This window comes from Polynucleobacter sp. JS-JIR-II-b4, from assembly GCF_018687815.1.
GTDB lineage: Bacteria > Pseudomonadota > Gammaproteobacteria > Burkholderiales > Burkholderiaceae > Polynucleobacter.
On the sequence record NZ_CP061306.1, the window covers coordinates 1,481,099 to 1,500,205 of the forward strand.

Here is a 19,107-nt window from a genome sequence, read left to right on the forward strand (position 1 = left end):
GCCATTTTAGCCATAAGCCGCCTTACACTCGGAAGGGTTTAATTTCTGCGACCCGATCCCGAACGCTCCTGCTGATTGCGAGGACTAGCTTGATTACGCGAATGGCGTCGGCCAGATGCTCCGCCCTCTTTCTTCGTGCGGCCATTAGGCTCCCGAAAGGAGCTGGGGGCTTCAATGGTTAAACCGTTATCCACCATTTTTTCGACTGATTTCATACCAATGCCACGCACCCGCTTCTGCAGATCATTGGCATCCTGAAAATGGCCACCGTCCAAACGTTCAGCAATAATGGTTTTTGCCTTAGCAGGGCCAATACCCTTAATGCTCTCAAGCTCCGTTTGAGTGGCAGTATTGACATTAATAGGTGAAGCGTAAGCCGCCCCAGAACCCAATACTAGTACAGTTAATGTTAGAGCTACAGCTCCAACTAAAGTCTGAACTTTACTCAAAGTTAAATTTTTTATCATCTTCTCTCCTGTAGTAAATAAAAAATCCACGGACACAAAGTGCGCGTGGATCGTTTACAACGAAGAGAAACTACTTTTGTTGACTGACTTACAAGGGGTTAGCCAGAAAACCAGCATTAGCCTCCAACCACTCGATATATTTTCCTACACCCTGCTCAACACTGAGGAAGGGCTCTGTATAGCCCGCAGCCCTCAACTTAGACAAATCAGCTTGAGTAAAGCATTGATATTTGCCTTTGAGTGCATCCGGAAATGGAATGTACTCAATGGCTTTTTCTTTGACTAGCTCTTGTAGAGTTGCAGGCGCCGCTTTATCTAACTTACGCATAGAGTTAGCTACGGCATGCGCTACATCATTAAAAGGCTGTGCGCGACCGCTACCTAAATTGAAGATGCCACTGATTTCTGGATGATCCAGGAAGAAGAGGTTTACTTTAACTACATCCTCAACAGATACAAAGTCGCGACTTTGCTCACCAGGTGCATAACCACCGTACTCACCAAACAGCTTTACATGACCATTAGCTTTGTATTGGTGATATTGATGAAAGGCAACTGAAGCCATACGACCTTTATGTGACTCACGAGGGCCATAAACATTAAAGTAACGAAAGCCAACAACCTGCGCTGTATTTGCTTTTTCAGCAAAGCGCTTACGCATGACTTGATCAAATAAGAACTTAGAGTAGCCATAAATATTAAGAGGCTTCTCATGCTCACGACTTTCTACAAATACGTCTGAGCCTCCATAAGTTGCAGCAGAAGAAGCATAGAGGAGTTGTACTTTTTGCTCAGTACAGATATCCAATAAATCCATGGTGTAGCGATAGTTATTCGCCATCATGAAAATACCATCAGTCTCCATGGTGTCAGAGCAAGCACCCTCATGAAATACTGCCTTAACCTTACCAAAACGACCACTTCTAAATGCCTCTAGAAACTCATCCTTATCGAGGTAATCAATGATGTCCAAATCGGCGAGATTGCGATACTTATCGGCAGGACGAAGATCGTCCACTGCAATGATATTTTTCTCGCCACGCGCATTGAGCGCTTGAACAATATTGGCGCCAATAAATCCAGCTGCGCCGGTTACGATAATAGTCACTGTAATTCCTCTGAAGTAACGGTTGCAGTTCCCAGCTTACCAACAACGATGCCACCTGCACGATTTGCAAGTGCCATGGCTTTTTCTAAAGGCCACTTCGCAGCTAAGGCTACAGCCAATGTTGCAATCACAGTATCGCCAGCACCAGAGACATCAAAAACTTCACGCGCCTGCGCTTTAACATGGCTCACCCCGGATTCGGTATACAGGCTCATTCCATCCTCGGAACGCGTTAGGAGCAAGGCTTGTAAGTCAAGAGACTTTCTAAGGTCTTGAGCCCTCTTAGTCAAATCTTCTTCACTTGTCCACTGACCAACCACTTGACGTAATTCACTACGGTTGGGCGTTAAAACAGTGGCGCCACGATACTTCTCATAGTCTTCACCCTTAGGATCAACCAAGATCATTTTGTTTTGCGCTCTAGCCTGCTCAATCATATGAGCTACTTGGCCCAATGCGCCTTTGCCGTAATCAGAAAGTATGACTACGTCAGCAGCACCAACGAGCTTTTCAAAACGCTCTAATTTATGAGCAAGCGCTTTTGCACTGGGGGTTTCTTCGAAGTCCAAGCGAATGAGTTGTTGCTGACGAGCAATTACACGGAGTTTCACAATAGTAGGAACGTCTGCATCAATTTCTAATTGACTATCCACGCCACCGGCTTTTAATAGCTCAACTACACGCTTACCGGGTTCGTCATTACCAACAATACCGAGAATAGTTGCTTTAGCGTCTAGTGCGGCTACGTTACGAGCCACATTAGCAGCACCGCCTAGACGCTCATCAATCTTGCCCACCTGCACCACCGGCACAGGCGCCTCAGGAGAAATACGATTAGTATCGCCAAACCAATAGCGATCGAGCATGACATCACCCACGACTAGGAGACGGGCTTTAGAAAACTGTTCGCGGTTTGCTTTTTCCATTTGCGTCTACTTTAATTATGTCTACCAATACCATAGTACTCAATACCTAATTCTTGCATAGAAGCTGGCTCGTATAGGTTACGACCATCAAAGATTACTGGGCGCTTGAGCTTTTGTAGCACTTGATCAAAGTCTGGGCTTCTAAAGGCCTTCCACTCGGTCACAATCACCAGGGCATCGGCAGCATCTAATGCACTCATCGGGTCATCGACCATCGACACTTGTTTGAGCCCTGCTGGGTTATCTTTAAAGTCTACATCTAAGCAATGCTTAGCTTCTGGCATCGATACGGGATCATGAGCTACTACTTGTGCACCACGCTTAACGAGTTCTTGGATGATCACACGACTAGGCGCCTCGCGCATATCGTCAGTGTTCGGTTTGAAGGCTAGGCCCCATAGAGCAAACTTCATACCCTTGAGATCGCCGCCAAAACGCTTTTCGATCTTTTCAACCAAGATGTACTTTTGGAGTTCATTGACTGCTTCTACAGCATCAAGGATCTTCAGATCCCGACCATGCTCTTTAGCGGTTTTGGATAGTGCTGATACGTCTTTTGGAAAGCAAGAGCCGCCATAGCCGGTACCGGAATATAAAAAGCCATAGCCGATGCGTGAGTCTGAACCAATGCCTTGGCGAACATGTTCAATATCAGCACCAACCAAGTCAGCCAAGTTGGCTAACTCATTCATAAAGGAGATACGGGTTGCTAACATCGCATTAGCGGCGTATTTAGTGAGCTCAGCACTTTTGACATCCATGTAATAAGTGCGCTCATGGTTGCGGTTAAATGGGGCATAGAGCTTGCGCATTTGCTCTTTAGCGCGCATTCCTGCTGGAGTATTTTCGGTGCCGATCACAATGCGGTCCGGACGCATAAAGTCCTCCACTGCCGCACCTTCTTTGAGGAACTCGGGGTTAGAGACTACAGAACAGAGCTCTGGAGATAAATTTCTTTTTTCTAACTCTTCAGTGATTGCCGCACCTACCTTATCAGCAGTGCCCACTGGGACAGTCGACTTATCGACGATGACTTTAGGCGCGGTCATGTGACGACCAATATTACGAGCTGCTGCAACCACATACTGTAGGTCAGCTGAGCCATCTTCATCTGGTGGGGTGCCTACTGCAATGAACTGAATTTCACCATGAGCAACTGAGGCAGCAATATCCGTAGAGAACTGTAAACGACCTGCAGCGCGATTGCGCTCAATCATCTCTTTAAGGCCAGGCTCATAAATGGGCACGCCACCAGAGTTGAGAATCTCAATCTTTTTGGAATCAACGTCAACACAAAAGACGTTATTGCCTTGCTCAGCTAGGCATGCGCCCGTTACTAGACCTACGTAACCGCTGCCGATGATGGTGACTTTCAATTGACCTCCGTTAAATTTTTATCTGAATACATCATTACATATTGAAATCATGACGGTTTAATTAATTTACATTGAAGGGCCGCTTGGTGCGGCACCTTCACTACGTCTTGGAGAGTATGCTTCCCAATGATTACAGCCAGGACATTGCCAATAAAATCTTCTCGCTCTAAAGCCACAATTACCACAAGTGTAGCGAGCCAAGCTAGTGGTACGTTGACGCAAGAGATTCAAAATCGATTCAAGTTCCAAGAGCCTCTCTGGACTGGCAACACCCTCCTCCAATGCAAGGCGAGTTTCAGCCATCTTCGACAAAGCAATCAAAGTTGGTGAATGCTGCATTACGTCAGATAGCATTGCATTGGCCGCCTGAGGCCCCCGAATTTTCATAAGATGCTTATGAACAATATCTAACAATTCACCGCTAGCTTGAGTTTTAAGCAACTCACAGAGGCGATCTAAACCTTCGCTCTCCTTACCGATTGCTGCATGCGCAAGCATCCAGCGATCTGCTAATAAATGCATATATGCGGGATGCGCGCTAGCGATTAAGCTCCAGGCCTCAATTGCTTGCGTAGGCCGTTCCATCGCAACTAAATAGTCACCTTGCAAAATTAAAGCACGGGCATGATTTGGCACAGCCTGTAAAGCACGTTGTATCGATTGTTCAGCTTCAGCCAAATCTTTGCGTCGCAACGCTTCTTGAGCAAGCTCGCAGTGAAATTGGGCGATCTCAGTATGGTGTGATTTACCTTGCAAACCTTCAAGCTCACTTGCAGCAATGATGGCTTTTTTCCAATCATGCTCAATTTGGTACATCTCGAGCAAACTTTCTTTTGCGGGCTCGGCATATTTACCATCACCCACACGATTTAATGAGGCCTCTGCTCGGTCGAGTAATCCTGCGCGCAAAAAATCACGGCCCAACTCATATGCAGCATGGTCACGATCACGTGGCTTTAGATCATCACGATTTGCTAAGTGCTGATGCACCCGAATTGCACGCTCAGTCTCACCACGACGACGGAACAAATTTCCTAAGGAAAAATGGAGTTCAATAGTCTCTGGATCTAGCTGTGCAATTTTGACTAGCGTTTCAATCGCCTGATCAGGCTGCTCATTGAGCAACAGACTTAAGCCTTTAAAAGTCGAACGCTGCTGACGCATGCGTTCACGCTCGTCCATACGGTTCTCAAGGCGCAAATCCCAACGCGCAGCAAGCCAACCGATGCCAAACATCACTGGAAGTAGCAATAGCCAGGCGGTAGCAATCTGAATCATGCTGTGCAGAAATTAAATAAAAAAATGGCCCGAATGGACCACTGAGGTTGAGCCTGAATCTTAGGCACCAGAACCCTCTTTGGGGCCCGCCTGCTTCAACGGCTTGTAATCTACTCGCTCGCGCAACTCTTTGCCAGGCTTAAAGTGCGGAACACGTTTTTCTGGAATCAATACTTTCTCACCAGACTTTGGATTGCGACCAGTGCGTGCAGGACGATGGTGAAGTACAAAACTTCCCACGCCGCGCAACTCGATACGCTTGCCCTCAGCCAAAGCATGAGTCATTGTGTCCAGCAAAGTTTTTACCGCCAACTCCACGTCCCTAGGCAAAAGCTGCGGAAACTGTTCCGCGAGGCTCTCCACTAGTTCGGAGCGGGTAATTGCTTGTTGCTCTTGATCGGTCATGATCTATCAATAAAAAAACGCCGCTTCCCTCATGGAAAGCGGCGAATTTGATTTAGCCTTGATTGTCCAATTTTGCTTTTAACAAAGCGCCCAAATTGGTTGTGCCAGACTGCGCATCACCTTGGAGCTTGCTCATTGCATCTTGTTGATCAGAACTGTCTTTTGCTTTGATTGAAAGATTGATAACACGTGACTTACGATCAATGTTGATAATCATTGCAGTTACGCTGTCGCCTTCTTTCAATACATTGCGTGCATCTTCAACACGATCTGTTGAGATCTCAGAAGCACGTAAGTAAGCTTCAACTTCATCAGCCAAGTGAATTGTTGCACCCTTAGCATCAACCGCTTTCACAGTACCAGTAACGAGGCTACCCTTGTCGCTGACAGATGTGTAGTTATTGAATGGGTCGCCAGACAATTGCTTAATACCGAGAGAGATACGCTCTTTCTCAACATCAATTGCCAATACAGTGGCTTCAACTTCATCACCTTTTTTGTATTTCTTAACAGCTTCTTCGCCTGGCTCATTCCATGAAAGGTCTGAGAGGTGAACTAAACCGTCGATACCGCCAGGCAAGCCAATGAACACGCCAAAGTCAGTAATAGACTTGATTGCGCCAGTTAACTTATCGCCTTTTTGTTGGGCACGTGAGAACTCTTCCCATGGATTAGCTTTGCACTGCTTGATGCCCAAGCTAATACGACGCTTGTCTTCATCAATATCCAGAACCATTACTTCAACTTCGGTTCCTAATGCAGTAGCTTTGCTTGGAGCAACGTTCTTGTTAGTCCAGTCCATTTCAGAAACGTGTACCAAACCTTCGATACCAGATTCGATTTCAACGAATGCGCCGTAATCAGTCAGGTTAGTTACTTTGCCGAATAAACGGGTGTTTGGTGGGTAACGACGAGCGATACCAACCCATGGATCATCACCAAGTTGTTTCACGCCAAGTGAAACACGGTTCTTCTCTTGATCAAACTTCAAAATCTTCGCGGTAACTTCTTGACCAACAGTCAACATCTCGCTCGGGTGACGCACGCGACGCCATGCCAAGTCAGTGATGTGCAAGAGGCCATCGATACCACCGAGGTCAACGAACGCGCCGTAATCAGTGATGTTCTTAACGAGGCCAGTAACCACTGCACCTTCTTTAAGGTTAGACATCAACTTAGCACGCTCTTCACCTTGGCTAGCTTCAACCACTGCACGACGTGACAACACTACGTTGTTACGTTTACGGTCAAGCTTGATAACCTTGAACTCCATCGTCTTACCTTCGTAAGGGCTGGTGTCTTTGATTGGACGTGTATCAACGAGTGATCCAGGCAAGAATGCGCGGATACCGTTAACCATTACAGTCAAGCCGCCTTTAACCTTACCAGTAACAGTACCGGTAACGATCTCAGCTTGCTCGAGCGCTTTTTCCAAGTTCATCCATGATGCCAAGCGTTTTGCTTTATCACGGGAAAGGATGGTGTCGCCATAGCCGTTCTCAAGAGCGTCAATAGCAACGGAAACGAAATCGCCAGGAGCTACTTCAATCTCGCCAGCGTCGTTATGGAATTCTTCAACAGGAATAAACGCTTCAGACTTTAAGCCAGCGTTAACAACGACGAAGTTATGGTCGATGCGGAGAACTTCAGCCGAAATAACTTGGCCGGTCTTCATATTCGATCGGGTTAATGATTCTTCAAATAGTTCTGCAAATGATTCAGACATGTGTATTCACTTTGTGCCGCCAGAAGGCCTGACGGGTTAGGTTAAAAAAGTCTTCAAGAAACACGCTAATGAAAAGTCGCGTTGTGGAGTTTCTTAAGACACCAAAAACTACTGCGTACAGCCTACTACATACAAACTAGGCGATTGTCGATTGATACCAATCTAAAACCGTCTTAACTGCTTGATCTATAGATAAATCTGATGTTTCAAGCACTTTTGCACCATCTGCAACTAACAAGGGTGCGGTACCTCGACTACTGTCTCTGGCATCGCGCTCCTGCAAATCTTGCAGCAAGTCCTCAAGTTTAGCAGGAATTCCCTTAGCTATCAATTGCTTATAGCGACGTTCGGCTCTGGCAGCAGCTGTTGCAGTCAAGAAAACCTTCAAAACTGCATCTGGGAATATGACGCTGGCCATATCCCTGCCATCGGCCACTAAGCCTGGGGATTGGCGAAAACTGCGCTGCAGACCCACTAAAGCAGCCCTAACCTCGGGGTGAACTGCCAAAGCGGAGGCCCTTAAGCCAATGTTTTCCGTACGGATAGCATCAGTCACATCCTCGCCATTGAGGAAAATTTGACTATTTTTAAATGAAATCAATAACTTAGGAACTAAAAGGCCCAATTCTGAGCCATTTTTGACGTCAATTGCCTGTTTTTCACTGGCTAGAGCAACCAAGCGATAGAGAGCGCCGCTATCTAAATAATGAAAGCCTAGCTTTTCCGCAACCAATGAGGCAACCGTCCCTTTACCAGAAGCGGTAGGTCCGTCAATTGCGATGACTGGTGGAAGACTCATAAATGGGATTTGGCTTAGCTAACTACTTTCGCAAATTCTGCGAAATAGGTCGGGAATGTTTTCGCTACACAATTCGGATCGTTGATCTTTAGTGCATTTGGACCAAATGCAGCGAGCGAAAAACACATTGCCATACGATGGTCATCGTAAGTATCAATACCTTCACTTGGTGATTTCCAGTCACTTTGTGAAGCAGGAGCTTGAACTACGATGTAATCCGCACCCTCTTCTACGATTGCGCCAACCTTCTTTAATTCTTTTGCCATTGCCGCAATACGATCCGTTTCTTTGACGCGCCAGCTAGCAATATTATTTAAGCGCGTTGGACCTTCGGCAAATAATGCAGCAACTGCAAGCGTCATTGCAGCATCCGGAATTTCTGTGCAATCAATCGTGATGCCATTGAGTTTGCCGTTAGCATTTTTCACACCAGCTACTTCAATCCAATCTTCGCCGGCTGTAATGTTTGCACCCATGAGCGCAAGCGCATCAGCGAATGCCACATCTCCTTGAATACTGTCATTGCCTACACCTAGAACTCGCACCGGGCCGCCGCCTATGGCGCCAAGGGCCAAGAAGTACGAAGCTGAAGAAGCATCACCCTCTACAGATAGTTGGCCTGGACTTTTGTACACAGCATCTGATGTTTTTGCCGGAATGATGAACGATTGCATATCAGGGCAAGCAACGGTGACGCCAAATCGTGCCATCAACTTCAAAGTGATATCGATGTATGGACGAGAAATGAGTTCGCCAATCACTTCAATACGTACTGGTTCATTTGCCACCAAGGGCAAAGCCATCAGCAAGGCTGTTAAGAACTGGCTCGATACATCGCCGCGTACTTTCACAACATCTTTAATCTGAATATCTGCCGCCAAGATTTTGATTGGTGGATAACCTTCTTGTAATTCGTAATCAATTTTCGCGCCCACTTGACGTAGACCATCGACCAAATCCCGAATTGGTCTTTCATGCATGCGAGCAACACCAGATAAGCGGTAATTACCACCTTGCATAGCTAAAGCTGCAGTGAGCGGACGAATCGCAGTGCCAGCATTACCCATAAAGAGGTCTGCATCCTGCACAGGGAACTTGCCACCACAACCCTCAACAACGCAAACCTTGTCAGCCATATCTGTGACAGATAAGCCTAGCTGACGCAAAGCATTACGCATCACCTGAGTATCGTCGGCATCCAACAAATTCTTAAGAGTAGTTGTGCCAGTTGATAAAGCTGCTAATAGCAATGCGCGATTAGAGATGCTTTTGGAGCCAGGCAACACAATCGAGCCTTGCGCTCGCTTAAAAGGTCCAATACTGATATCTGGCAAACCACTCATTAAAGGACGTCCAAGTCTTGACGTGCTTTGCTCGCCTTATTAAATAATTTTTCCAAACCTGCGCCATCGCTTTCTGCAACGAGCTTGCGCATATGGTTGACGATCAACAGGTATTGATCCAATTCCTTCAGGATGGCGGTGCGATTGCCGAGGCAAATATCACGCCACATTTCTGGGCTAGAAGCTGCAATGCGAGTGAAATCTTTAAATCCGGCGCCAACATGACTCAACTTTTGATCAGCATCTTCCGAGTTCACCACGCTTGCCATTAAGGCATAAGACAGGAGGTGGGGGAGATGAGAAACAGCCGCATAAATTGCATCATGCTGCACGACACCAATCTTCTTCACATCAGAGCCAACAGACTCCCAAAAGCCAGTGATCAAAGCAGTATCTTCAGGAGAGTTTTCTTGCAACGGGCAAATAATGGTTTGCTTGCCCTGGAATAAATCCGCTTTAGCAGCACTTGCTCCATGCTGAGCGCCACCAGCAATTGGATGCGCTGGCACAAATTGACAAGCCTTCTTGCCCAGCACTTCTTTTGCCGCCAGAATGACATCACCCTTAGTACTACCGGCATCGGTAATCATGGTGCGAGGCTCAAGATGCGGCTCCATCACTTCGAATGCGGCGCGCATTTGCGCTACTGGCACACAAAGCACAATCACATCAGATTGTTTTGCTGCCTCAACTAAATCCACTACACCATCAATCGCACCCATCTTTTGCGCTTGATCTAAATTTTCTTTACTACGGCCTACGCCCAATACTTTAGTTACTACGCCTGCTTTTTTTAAAGCTAAGCCAAGTGAGGCGCCAATCAAACCAACACCAACGATGGTGACGGTACCGTAATTACTTGCAGGATTAATGATGGTCATTTAAGAATATCTTTTAAGGCAGCAATAAAAGCCGCATTTTCTTCTGGCAAGCCAATGGAAATACGTAACCATTGCGGTAAGCCATAGTTACCAACAGGTCGAACAATAATGCCGCGCTTGAGTAACTCCAAATTGATGCGGGCACCGGCCTGGTCATCATCACCCACTTTAACCAATACAAAGTTTCCCGCGGAAGGTAAATACCGCAGACCCAACTGATCAAATGCCTTGGTTAACTGTTCGTAACCAGCCTGATTAAGTTCAAATCCTTGTTGCAAAAATGCTTTATCTTGAAATGCTGCAATCGCCGCTGCTTGCGCAAGGCTATTCACATTAAATGGCTGACGGATACGATTCAGTAAATCGGTTAAGTGCGGCTGAGCTACACCGTAACCAATACGCAAGCCAGCCAAGCCGTAAGCTTTTGAGAAGCTGCGCGACAAAATCATATTGGGAAAACGCTTCACCCAAGCAATCGCATCGTAGCGCTGCTCCGGAGTGAGGTATTCGTTATAAGCTTCATCAAGCACTACCACCACATTGGATGGAACTGCCATCAAAAAATCTTCAATCTCTTTGGCGGCTAAGTAGCTACCAGTTGGATTATTTGGGTTGGCTACAAACACGAGTTTTGCTTTATCGCCCGACGTTTTAACTACTGACAACATTGCAGGCAGGTCATGGCCATAAATATCGGTTGCGGCAACCTCAACAGCTTTAGCGCCAACAGCCTGTGTAGCTAAAGGATAAACAGCAAAAGCATGTTTTGAGAAAATCACTTCGTCGCCAGCTTGTGCAACAGCACGCGCAGCTAATTCCAAAATATCGTTACTGCCATTACCTAAAGTAATCCAATCGGTTGGCACACCCAATCGATCAGCGAGGACATTTTTGAGCTCAAATCCGTTGGAATCTGGGTAGCGACCCAAATCACTCGCAGCCTTAAGCATGGCATCTTGTGCAGACTTAGGCATGCCCAATGGATTTTCATTAGAGGCCAGCTTCACAATCTTGTTTTCATCCAAACCGTACTCGCGCGCAACTTCACTAATAGGTCGCCCACCTACATAAGGGGCAATCGCATGAATATGTTTTAGACCAATCTTAGAAGTCATTTGGATTTACTAATGTTGTAGTTAACTGCGGATGCTTCTGATTAAGCTGAATGTGGATAAGAGCCAAGGTTCTTATAAAAAGCAGCAACACCCTTCAGCTCTTCAAGCGCCTTCACAACCTTCTCATCATCCGCATGACCAGCAATATCAATATAGAAGTGATACTCCCAAGTACCTTTTCGCGCAGGACGAGACTCAAAACGATTCATCGAAACACCATGTTTAGCCAAAGGTGCTAGCAAACGATGAACAGCACCAGGCTGGTTATCGACAGAGAGAACGAGAGAAGTTTGATCTTTTCCGGTTGACTGACATGCATAGTTACCAACCACGACAAAACGCGTACGGTTGTGTGGGTCATCCTGAATCTGTGCAGCTACCGCTTGTAGGCCATATGCTTCTTGAGCAGGATCGCCAGCAATTGCAGCCAAAGTAGGATCGGCAGCAGCCATACGAGCTGCTTCTGCATTGCTACTGACGGCTTGGCGCTTTAATTGCGGTGCATGTACGCTTAACCATTGCTGACATTGCGCCAGCGCTTGAGCATGAGCGCAGACAGTTGTTACGCCATCCAAGTTACCACTCTTAGTGAGTAGGTGATGGCGAATTGGCAACACTACTTCACCACTAATGCGCATAGAAGAGTCGAGCAATAAATCTAAAGTGCGTGAGATAGCACCTTCGCTAGAGTTTTCAACAGGCACAACGCCAAATTGCGCCGCGCCCTTCTCTACCGACCTAAAGACTTCATCTAAGCTTGCGCAAGGCAAGCCAGCAATCGAGTGGCCAAAATACGTTTGAGCCGCTTGCTCAGAAAATGTTCCCACTGGGCCAAGATAAGCAATTGTTTGGCGAGCTTCTAGAGCTCTGCATGCAGACATCACTTCACGCCAAATGGCAGCAATGCCGTCTGGAAGCAGAGGGCCTTTATTAATTTCTTGTAGGCGAGCAACCACTTGGCGCTCACGCTCAGGACGAAATACTGGTGATGAGAAACCACCTTTGACATGGCCAACTTCCTGCGCAGCTTTTGCACGTTGAGTCAGCAAATCTAAAATTTGCGCATCCAATGCGTCAATTTTTTCCCGCAAGGGAGCTAAGCGCTTTTCTTCAGTACTCATTAAGCCCGCCTTTCAAAATCACGCATAAATTCAATTAAGGCTTTTACGCCCTCAATGGGCATGGCGTTATAGATGCTGGCACGCATACCGCCAGCAGCTTTATGGCCACGCAAGGCAACCAAACCAGCCGCATTCGATTGCGCCAAAAACTCTGCGTTCAGGCTCTCATCTTTTAAGAAGAAAGTCACGTTCATACGTGAGCGATATTCTTTTGAGACACGATTTTCATACAAACTGCTTTGATCCAAGAAGCTATAGAGCAAATCCGCTTTTTCTTGATTACGCTTTTCGATGGCTTTCACACCACCTTGCTTGAGTAGCCACTTAAATCCTAAGCCAGCCAAATAGATCGAGAATGTCGGCGGCGTATTAATCATGGATTGGGTATTAGCCTGTACAGACCAATCCCAAATCGTTGGGGTGATAGACATGCTCTTGCCTAACAAATCCTTACGCACAATCACAATCGTGACACCAGATGGGCCAATATTCTTTTGCGCGCCACCAAACCAAACAGCGCATTGATTCACGTCCATCTCTTTAGAAAGGATGTTGCTAGAAATATCTGCAACTAAGGGAATATCACCAACATCCGGCACATCCGGAAACTCAACACCGCCAATAGTTTCATTGGCGCAGTAAAGAACATAAGCAGCATCACTTGATAACTTCCAAGTTGATCTTGCGGGAATCGTATTGAATTTTTCTGCGGCTGAAGAGGCAACTAAATTTGCAGTGCCGTACTTCTGCGCCTCTTTATAAGATTTTTCTGACCATACGCCAGTAACAATGTAATCCGCCTTTGGTCCATTCTTGGCTAAAGGCATGAGGTTCATTGGGATAGCAGCGTTTTGACCTAAGCCGCCACCTTGCAAAAGCAAGATCTCATAAGTATCGGGAATATTCATCAACGTACGAAGATCTTGAATCACCTCTTCATACACTTCCATGAACTCTTTACTGCGATGACTAATCTCCATCACGCTAGTTCCGAGTCCACGCCAATTGAGCATTTCATCGGCAGCCTGCTTCAACACCTCTTCTGGCAAAGTAGCAGGCCCCGCAGCGAAATTGAATATGCGGCGGTCAAAAGTCATGGTGTGCTCTAGTCTAGAGGTGACGCTTAAGCGTCACCTGCCGTATCGTCATTAGAGTCGGTTGCTGGATCTGCAGATACATCACCTTCTTCTGCGTCATCAGCTTCGCCATCTGAATCGCTTTCAGCAATACGCTGCAAGCCAGATAAACGCGTACCTTCATCTACGTTAATCAAAGTAACACCTTGAGTAGCGCGACCCATCTCACGAATTTCAGAAACACGCGTGCGGACCAAGATGCCACCAGTAGTGATCAACATAATTTGATCTTCTGGAGATACCAATGCAGCCGCTACTACCTTACCGTTACGCTCCGAAGTCTGAATAGCAATCATGCCCTTCGTGCCGCGACCATGACGTGTGTATTCAGCGATTGGCGTACGCTTACCGTAACCATTCTCTGTAGCTGTCAATACACTACTTGGAATTGCAATGCCGTCTGCATCAACCACAGCCGCTTCAGCACCTTCTGCAGCTTCTGCTGGAGCAACCAACATAGCGATCACTTGATGACCTTCGCCTAAGTTCATGCCGCGCACACCGCGTGCGGTACGACCCATTGGACGAACATCATTCTCGTCAAAGCGCACTGCTTTACCAGCGTCAGAGAACAACATAACATCGTGCTGACCATCAGTAATCGCTGCGCCAACTAAGAAGTCATTTTCATTCAAGTCAACCGCAATAATGCCGGCCTTACGTGGGTTAGAGAAGTCAGACAAGCGCGTCTTCTTCACAGTGCCCAAGCTAGTAGCCATAAAGACGTAATGATCATCCTGGTAGCCCTTGATCGGCAGAATCACAGTGATCTTCTCGCCTTCAATCAGCGGGAACATATTGACGATTGGCTTGCCACGAGAGGTGCGACTACCTTGCGGCACTTCCCAAACTTTGAGCCAATACATCCGACCGCGATCGGAGAAGCACAAAATAATGTCATGGGTGTTCGCAACGAAGAGTGTATCAATCCAATCTTCATTCTTAGTGGCTGCAGCTTGCTTGCCGCGACCACCACGTTTTTGGGCGCGATATTCACTCAGAGGTTGACTCTTCATGTAACCAGTATTTGAAAGAGTCACCACCATATCTTGCGGCGTAATCAAATCTTCTGTGAAGAGTTCGGTTGCATTCATTTCAATAAATGAACGACGACCTGTATCACCACCAGCAATACCAAATTCAGATTGAACTTCTTTCAACTCAGACTCAATCACTTGAGTAACGCGCTCTGGTTTCGCTAACAAATCTAGTAAGTCAGAAATCTCTGCCATTACTTCTTTATATTCGTTGACGATCTTGTCTTGCTCAAGACCAGTCAAGCGTTGTAAACGCATTTGCAAAATTTCTTGTGCTTGACTATCTGACAAACGATACAAGCCAGTAGTTTGCATGCCGTACTCAGGCAACAATCCTTCTGGACGATAAGCGTTGCGGCCGCCTGGGGTATCGGTCTCAGCACGCGCCAACATCTCGCGCACCATCGATGAATCCCAAGCTTTGCCCATCAACTCTTGCTTAGCAATCACTGGGTTCGCAGCAGCTTTAATAATCGCAATGAACTCATCGATGTTTGCTAATGCAACAGCCAAACCTTCTAAGACGTGACCACGATCGCGTGCTTTACGTAATTCAAAAATCGTACGACGTGTGACAACTTCACGACGATGCTGCAAGAAGTACTCAAGCATTTGCTTCAAGTTCAACAAGCGTGGTTGGTTATCCACCAATGCCACCATGTTCATACCGAAGTTATCTTGTAACTGAGTGCTCTTATACAAATTATTGAGAACAACTTCAGGCACTTCGCCGCGCTTCAATTCAATCACAACGCGCATGCCGGATTTATCTGACTCATCACGTAAATCAGAAATGCCTTCTACTTTTTTCTCATTCACCAACTCAGCGATGCGCTCGAGTAAGTTCTTTTTATTTACTTGGTATGGCAACTCATCAACGATGATGGCTTGACGCGCGCCCTTATCCAAATCTTCAAAGTGGGTTTTGGCACGCATAACAACACGGCCACGACCAGTGCGATAACCCTCGCGAACACCTTGAACGCCATAAATGATGCCGGCGGTCGGGAAATCCGGGGCTGGAATGATCTCTATGAGCTCATCAATCGTGCATTCTGGGTTGTGCAGCACGTGCAAACAGGCTGAAACCACCTCATCCAGGTTATGCGGCGGGATATTGGTCGCCATACCTACAGCAATGCCAGAACTGCCATTTATGAGCAAATTAGGCACTTTGGCAGGCAGAATCAGGGGTTCCTTCTCGCTACCGTCGTAATTTGGCCCAAAATCGACCGTTTCCTTGTCCAAATCGGCCAAAAGCTCATGAGCTATCTTGCGCAGGCGGATCTCGGTATATCGCATTGCAGCAGCGTTATCGCCGTCTACGGAGCCAAAGTTACCCTGCCCGTCAACCAGCATATAGCGCAGAGAGAAATCCTGGGCCATCCGAACGATCGTGTCATACACCGCAGAATCACCGTGCGGATGGTATTTACCGATTACATCGCCAACTATACGGGCAGATTTTTTGTAAGCTCGGTTCCAATCGTTGTTTAATTCATACATAGCGAATAAGACCCGGCGGTGAACCGGTTTGAGGCCGTCACGCACGTCTGGCAGGGCTCTGCCGACGATGACGCTCATTGCGTAGTCCAAATAGGACCGCCGCATTTCGTCTTCGAGGGATATTGGTAGTGTTTCTTTAGCGGCTTGTTCCATCTAGAAATAATATCATTTTGATGACAGGTAGGCCCTATGCTAAGATTCTGTCAGTTTGTACGAAATTGAGATGTGTCGCTTTGCAGTTTTTGCATCAAGGTAGGGCGAATTACATTTAAGTTTGACTTTAATTAAAAAAGAGATTTTTGAGGACTAAAAATGAACAAAACCCTAAGAGTGTTGCTCGCTTCTGTTATTACTGTTTCTGCTACTGCAGCAATGGCTTCTGATAACTGGCAAAACGGCGATGGCGCCCTAAACTGGAAAAACGGCGATGGCACATTGTGCTGGCGCGATAACAACTGGACTCCTGCTACTGCAGCTAAAGGTTGTGATGGTGCGTTGACTGCTGCTGCTGCTGCTACTGGCGTTAGCCAAAGCAAAATCACTTTGCAAGCTGACACACTTTATGACTTCAACAAGTCTGACTTGAAACCAGAAGGTAAAGCTACTTTGGACAAGATCGCTGCTGATTTGAGCAAGATCAAGTTAGAAGTAATCATCGCTGTTGGTAACACTGACAGCGTTGGTACAGATGCATACAACATGGCCCTCGGTCAGCGTCGTGCGCAATCTGTTAAGACATACCTTGTAAGCAAGGGTGTTGACGGTAGCCGTATCTACACAGAATCTAAAGGCAAGAGCAATCCAGTTGCATCAAACGCAACTGCTGAAGGCCGCGCTAAGAACCGCCGTACTGACATCGAAGTTGTTGGTACAGCAGCTAAGTAATTCACTTTACTTGTAAAAAAGCCCGCTTCTAGCGGGCTTTTTTATTTCCGCTATATTCATAGACTTCTTCAATAGCCTCACCATTAGCCCATTTATATGAACGTCGACCAGTCAGAAATCGCCAAATTTAGCGCCCTAGCCCATCGTTGGTGGGATCCTAATAGCGAATTCAAACCCCTGCATGCCATCAACCCACTGCGCCTGAACTGGATTAAGTCCTTTGTTAGCTTGGAAGGTAAGAAGGTGGTTGATATTGGTTGCGGTGGTGGCATCTTGGCAGAATCCATGTCCCAATCAGGCGCAGATACTACGGGCATCGATTTATCTGAAAAAGCTCTCAAAGTAGCTGAATTGCATGCATTGGAAGTGGGTGCAAACCTTACTTATCGCTCCATCTCCGCAGAAGCGCTCGCCGATGAGCAACCTGAACAGTATGACCTAGTGACCTGCATGGAGATGCTTGAACACGTGCCGGACCCAGCGTCAGTGGTGCGCGCTTGCGCCAAACTTTGTAAGCCTGGTGGCACGTTATTTTTTAGCACCCTCAACCGCAGTCCTAAATCCTACTTATTTGCCATTATTGGTGCTGAATACATTCTGAAGTTACTTCCTAGAGGTACTCACGAATACGCTAAATTCATCAAACCTTCTGAGCTTGTTGCCTTTACACGTCATGCGGGTTTAGAGATGCTGGGCATGAAAGGCCTTAGCTACAACCCACTCACTCAGGTCTATAGCCTGAATGATGATGTCGATGTGAATTACATGATTGCCGTCAGAAAGTAATGCAATAGTGAGCACTCTTTCGAGCCCTTACGCCGGAATCTTTTTTGATTTAGATGGCACCTTAGCTGATACCGCACCTGATTTAGTAGCGGCAACTAATCAATTGCTAGTTGCACGCAATCTTGCGCCTAAGCCTTATGAATTTCTGCGCCCCTATGCATCGGCTGGTGCTCGCGGATTACTCGAAGGCGCCTTTGGCATTAGCCCCGATCATGCGGATTTCGCTCTATTGCGCGATGAATTTTTCAGTAATTATGAAAAAGCATTGCTGGTAGAGAGTAAATTATTCGATGACATGATCCATTTACTCGATCAAATGGATCAAGCCAAGCTCCCCTGGGGCATTGTTACGAATAAAAGTGAGCGCTTTACCAACCCTCTTACTGAATTAATGGGTTTGCGCCAACGAGCCATTTCTACCGTTTCTGGTGATACAACGCCGTATTCAAAACCCCATCCTGAGCCGATCTTGCACGCCGCCAGAATAGCTAAAGTAGATCCTACAAAATCACTTTATGTAGGCGATGACATTAGAGATGTTCTAGCAGGCAAAGCAGCGGGAATGAAGACTGTCGCAGCCGCTTATGGCTACTGTGGCTGTAAAGAGCCTCCAGAGGCTTGGGGGGCCGATTACATCGTCAATAAGCCTCTCGAGCTACTGCAAATCATCTTTCCCAATAGGGAATAAAAGATATTCAACAATTTAAAGCTACCGGCTTTAAAATAGGCAGTACCAATGCATGCAATCTGGGACCGACATGGTTTCGACGTGGGTTACAAAGCATCAAGGGCATACCGAGGACCCGTTATCTCGTAAATCAATGGGAATGTTTTAACTGCAAACGACGAACGTTTCGCACTAGCCGCTTAATTGCGGTTGCCCCTGAACTGATTCTCTCTTGGGTCAGCTAGCGCAAGCTAGATCAGGGTCATTTACAAGAGATAAGATCATTTCATGTCACAGGGAATGATTCGAAAACTTAGTGAATCGTCAGCGTGGAACGTGTCAATCTGTGCCTAGCTGGCTAAATTAAATGATATGACTAAGTATGTAGAACTTGTTGTGGAGGATTTGCGGACGCGGGTTCGATTCCCGCCGGTTCCACCATTTTTAAGTCTGTAACAGTCCAACGCCACCCACTAGGGTGGCGTTTTTCTTTGTATATAAAGGGCTGTACGCCCATTGTGGTCTTTCTAGATTTCGCGGTATCC

Annotated in this window: 16 protein-coding genes, 1 other RNA gene and 1 pseudogene; 4 read left to right on the plus strand and 14 right to left on the minus strand. The window is 46.7% G+C overall.

Annotated features, from left to right (window positions below; all coding sequences use genetic code 11):
• Positions 1 to 38: 38 nt before the first annotated feature.
• From ICV90_RS07450 to gyrA, 14 genes and pseudogenes are all read right to left on the minus strand, one after another.
• Positions 39 to 467 (minus strand): helix-hairpin-helix domain-containing protein, encoded by a 429-nt coding sequence (locus ICV90_RS07450; protein WP_215357895.1) that lies wholly within the window; start codon positions 465 to 467, stop codon positions 39 to 41.
• An 88-nt stretch (positions 468 to 555) separates the two neighbouring features.
• Positions 556 to 1,575 carry an ADP-glyceromanno-heptose 6-epimerase gene (gene rfaD, locus ICV90_RS07455; protein ID WP_215357897.1) on the minus strand — a complete coding sequence of 340 codons (1,020 nt, stop codon included), beginning with the start codon at positions 1,573 to 1,575 and terminating at the stop codon, positions 556 to 558.
• Positions 1,572 to 2,501 carry a D-glycero-beta-D-manno-heptose-7-phosphate kinase gene (gene rfaE1 / locus ICV90_RS07460; protein ID WP_215357905.1) on the minus strand — a complete coding sequence of 310 codons (930 nt, stop codon included), beginning with the start codon at positions 2,499 to 2,501 and terminating at the stop codon, positions 1,572 to 1,574. Before rfaE1 ends, rfaD begins: the two co-directional genes overlap by 4 nt.
• An 11-nt stretch (positions 2,502 to 2,512) precedes the next feature.
• A complete protein-coding gene (locus ICV90_RS07465) occupies positions 2,513 to 3,877 on the minus strand; it encodes a UDP-glucose/GDP-mannose dehydrogenase family protein (RefSeq protein WP_215357907.1) in 1,365 nt (454 codons plus the stop codon).
• Between the two features lie 66 nt (positions 3,878 to 3,943).
• Positions 3,944 to 5,155: a lipopolysaccharide assembly protein LapB gene (lapB, locus tag ICV90_RS07470; protein ID WP_215357909.1), complete on the minus strand. Its 1,212-nt coding sequence runs from the start codon at positions 5,153 to 5,155 to the stop codon at positions 3,944 to 3,946.
• A 66-nt stretch (positions 5,156 to 5,221) separates the two neighbouring features.
• Positions 5,222 to 5,560 (minus strand): annotated as a pseudogene (locus ICV90_RS07475) (integration host factor subunit beta); the annotation flags it as partial.
• A 52-nt stretch (positions 5,561 to 5,612) separates the two neighbouring features.
• Positions 5,613 to 7,286: a 30S ribosomal protein S1 gene (gene rpsA / locus ICV90_RS07480; protein ID WP_068324328.1), complete on the minus strand. Its 1,674-nt coding sequence runs from the start codon at positions 7,284 to 7,286 to the stop codon at positions 5,613 to 5,615.
• Between the two features lie 136 nt (positions 7,287 to 7,422).
• A complete protein-coding gene (cmk, locus tag ICV90_RS07485) occupies positions 7,423 to 8,085 on the minus strand; it encodes a (d)CMP kinase (RefSeq protein WP_215357911.1) in 663 nt (220 codons plus the stop codon).
• 14 nt (positions 8,086 to 8,099) lie between these two features.
• Positions 8,100 to 9,419, minus strand: coding sequence for a 3-phosphoshikimate 1-carboxyvinyltransferase (gene aroA / locus ICV90_RS07490; protein WP_215360421.1), 1,320 nt, complete (start codon positions 9,417 to 9,419; stop codon positions 8,100 to 8,102).
• Between the two features lie 8 nt (positions 9,420 to 9,427).
• Positions 9,428 to 10,309, minus strand: a complete 882-nt coding sequence (locus ICV90_RS07495) for a prephenate dehydrogenase/arogenate dehydrogenase family protein (protein WP_215357913.1) — start codon at positions 10,307 to 10,309, stop codon at positions 9,428 to 9,430.
• Positions 10,306 to 11,424: a histidinol-phosphate transaminase gene (gene hisC, locus ICV90_RS07500; protein ID WP_215357915.1), complete on the minus strand. Its 1,119-nt coding sequence runs from the start codon at positions 11,422 to 11,424 to the stop codon at positions 10,306 to 10,308. Before hisC ends, ICV90_RS07495 begins: the two co-directional genes overlap by 4 nt.
• Positions 11,425 to 11,465: 41 nt before the next feature.
• Complete coding sequence (gene pheA / locus ICV90_RS07505; protein WP_215357917.1) at positions 11,466 to 12,545, minus strand: prephenate dehydratase; 1,080 nt, start codon at positions 12,543 to 12,545, stop codon at positions 11,466 to 11,468.
• Positions 12,545 to 13,642 (minus strand): 3-phosphoserine/phosphohydroxythreonine transaminase, encoded by a 1,098-nt coding sequence (gene serC / locus ICV90_RS07510; protein ID WP_215357919.1) that lies wholly within the window; start codon positions 13,640 to 13,642, stop codon positions 12,545 to 12,547. Before serC ends, pheA begins: the two co-directional genes overlap by 1 nt.
• Before the next feature lie 26 nt (positions 13,643 to 13,668).
• Positions 13,669 to 16,377, minus strand: a complete 2,709-nt coding sequence (gene gyrA, locus ICV90_RS07515) for a DNA gyrase subunit A (protein ID WP_215357921.1) — start codon at positions 16,375 to 16,377, stop codon at positions 13,669 to 13,671.
• Between the two features lie 159 nt (positions 16,378 to 16,536).
• On the opposite strand from gyrA, the gene ompA reads away from it, so the two are divergent.
• From ompA to ssrA, 4 genes are all read left to right on the plus strand, one after another.
• On the plus strand, positions 16,537 to 17,109 hold the full coding sequence (ompA, locus tag ICV90_RS07520; protein ID WP_215357923.1) for an outer membrane protein OmpA: 573 nt from the start codon (positions 16,537 to 16,539) through the stop codon (positions 17,107 to 17,109).
• Positions 17,110 to 17,205: 96 nt separating this feature from the next.
• Complete coding sequence (ubiG, locus tag ICV90_RS07525) at positions 17,206 to 17,895, plus strand: bifunctional 2-polyprenyl-6-hydroxyphenol methylase/3-demethylubiquinol 3-O-methyltransferase UbiG (RefSeq protein ID WP_215357925.1); 690 nt, start codon at positions 17,206 to 17,208, stop codon at positions 17,893 to 17,895.
• A 7-nt stretch (positions 17,896 to 17,902) separates the two neighbouring features.
• Complete coding sequence (locus ICV90_RS07530) at positions 17,903 to 18,583, plus strand: HAD family hydrolase (protein WP_215357932.1); 681 nt, start codon at positions 17,903 to 17,905, stop codon at positions 18,581 to 18,583.
• 61 nt (positions 18,584 to 18,644) lie between these two features.
• Positions 18,645 to 19,003: a transfer-messenger RNA gene (ssrA, locus tag ICV90_RS07535) on the plus strand.
• Positions 19,004 to 19,107 lie beyond the last annotated feature (104 nt).

Excerpts from the sequence above, each read along its gene's own strand:
- hisC (WP_215357915.1), bottom strand. The coding sequence starts at position 11,424 with ATGACTTCTAAGATTGGTCTAAAACATATTCATGCGATTGCCCCTTAT.
- lapB (WP_215357909.1), bottom strand. The coding sequence starts at position 5,155 with ATGATTCAGATTGCTACCGCCTGGCTATTGCTACTTCCAGTGATGTTT.
- rfaE1 (WP_215357905.1), bottom strand. The coding sequence starts at position 2,501 with ATGGAAAAAGCAAACCGCGAACAGTTTTCTAAAGCCCGTCTCCTAGTC.
- rpsA (WP_068324328.1), bottom strand. The coding sequence starts at position 7,286 with ATGTCTGAATCATTTGCAGAACTATTTGAAGAATCATTAACCCGATCG.
- ICV90_RS07450 (WP_215357895.1), bottom strand. The coding sequence starts at position 467 with ATGATAAAAAATTTAACTTTGAGTAAAGTTCAGACTTTAGTTGGAGCT.
- cmk (WP_215357911.1), bottom strand. The coding sequence starts at position 8,085 with ATGAGTCTTCCACCAGTCATCGCAATTGACGGACCTACCGCTTCTGGT.
- gyrA (WP_215357921.1), bottom strand. The coding sequence starts at position 16,377 with ATGGAACAAGCCGCTAAAGAAACACTACCAATATCCCTCGAAGACGAA.
- ICV90_RS07495 (WP_215357913.1), bottom strand. The coding sequence starts at position 10,309 with ATGACCATCATTAATCCTGCAAGTAATTACGGTACCGTCACCATCGTT.
- pheA (WP_215357917.1), bottom strand. The coding sequence starts at position 12,545 with ATGAGTACTGAAGAAAAGCGCTTAGCTCCCTTGCGGGAAAAAATTGAC.
- ompA (WP_215357923.1), top strand. The coding sequence starts at position 16,537 with ATGAACAAAACCCTAAGAGTGTTGCTCGCTTCTGTTATTACTGTTTCT.
- serC (WP_215357919.1), bottom strand. The coding sequence starts at position 13,642 with ATGACTTTTGACCGCCGCATATTCAATTTCGCTGCGGGGCCTGCTACT.
- ubiG (WP_215357925.1), top strand. The coding sequence starts at position 17,206 with ATGAACGTCGACCAGTCAGAAATCGCCAAATTTAGCGCCCTAGCCCAT.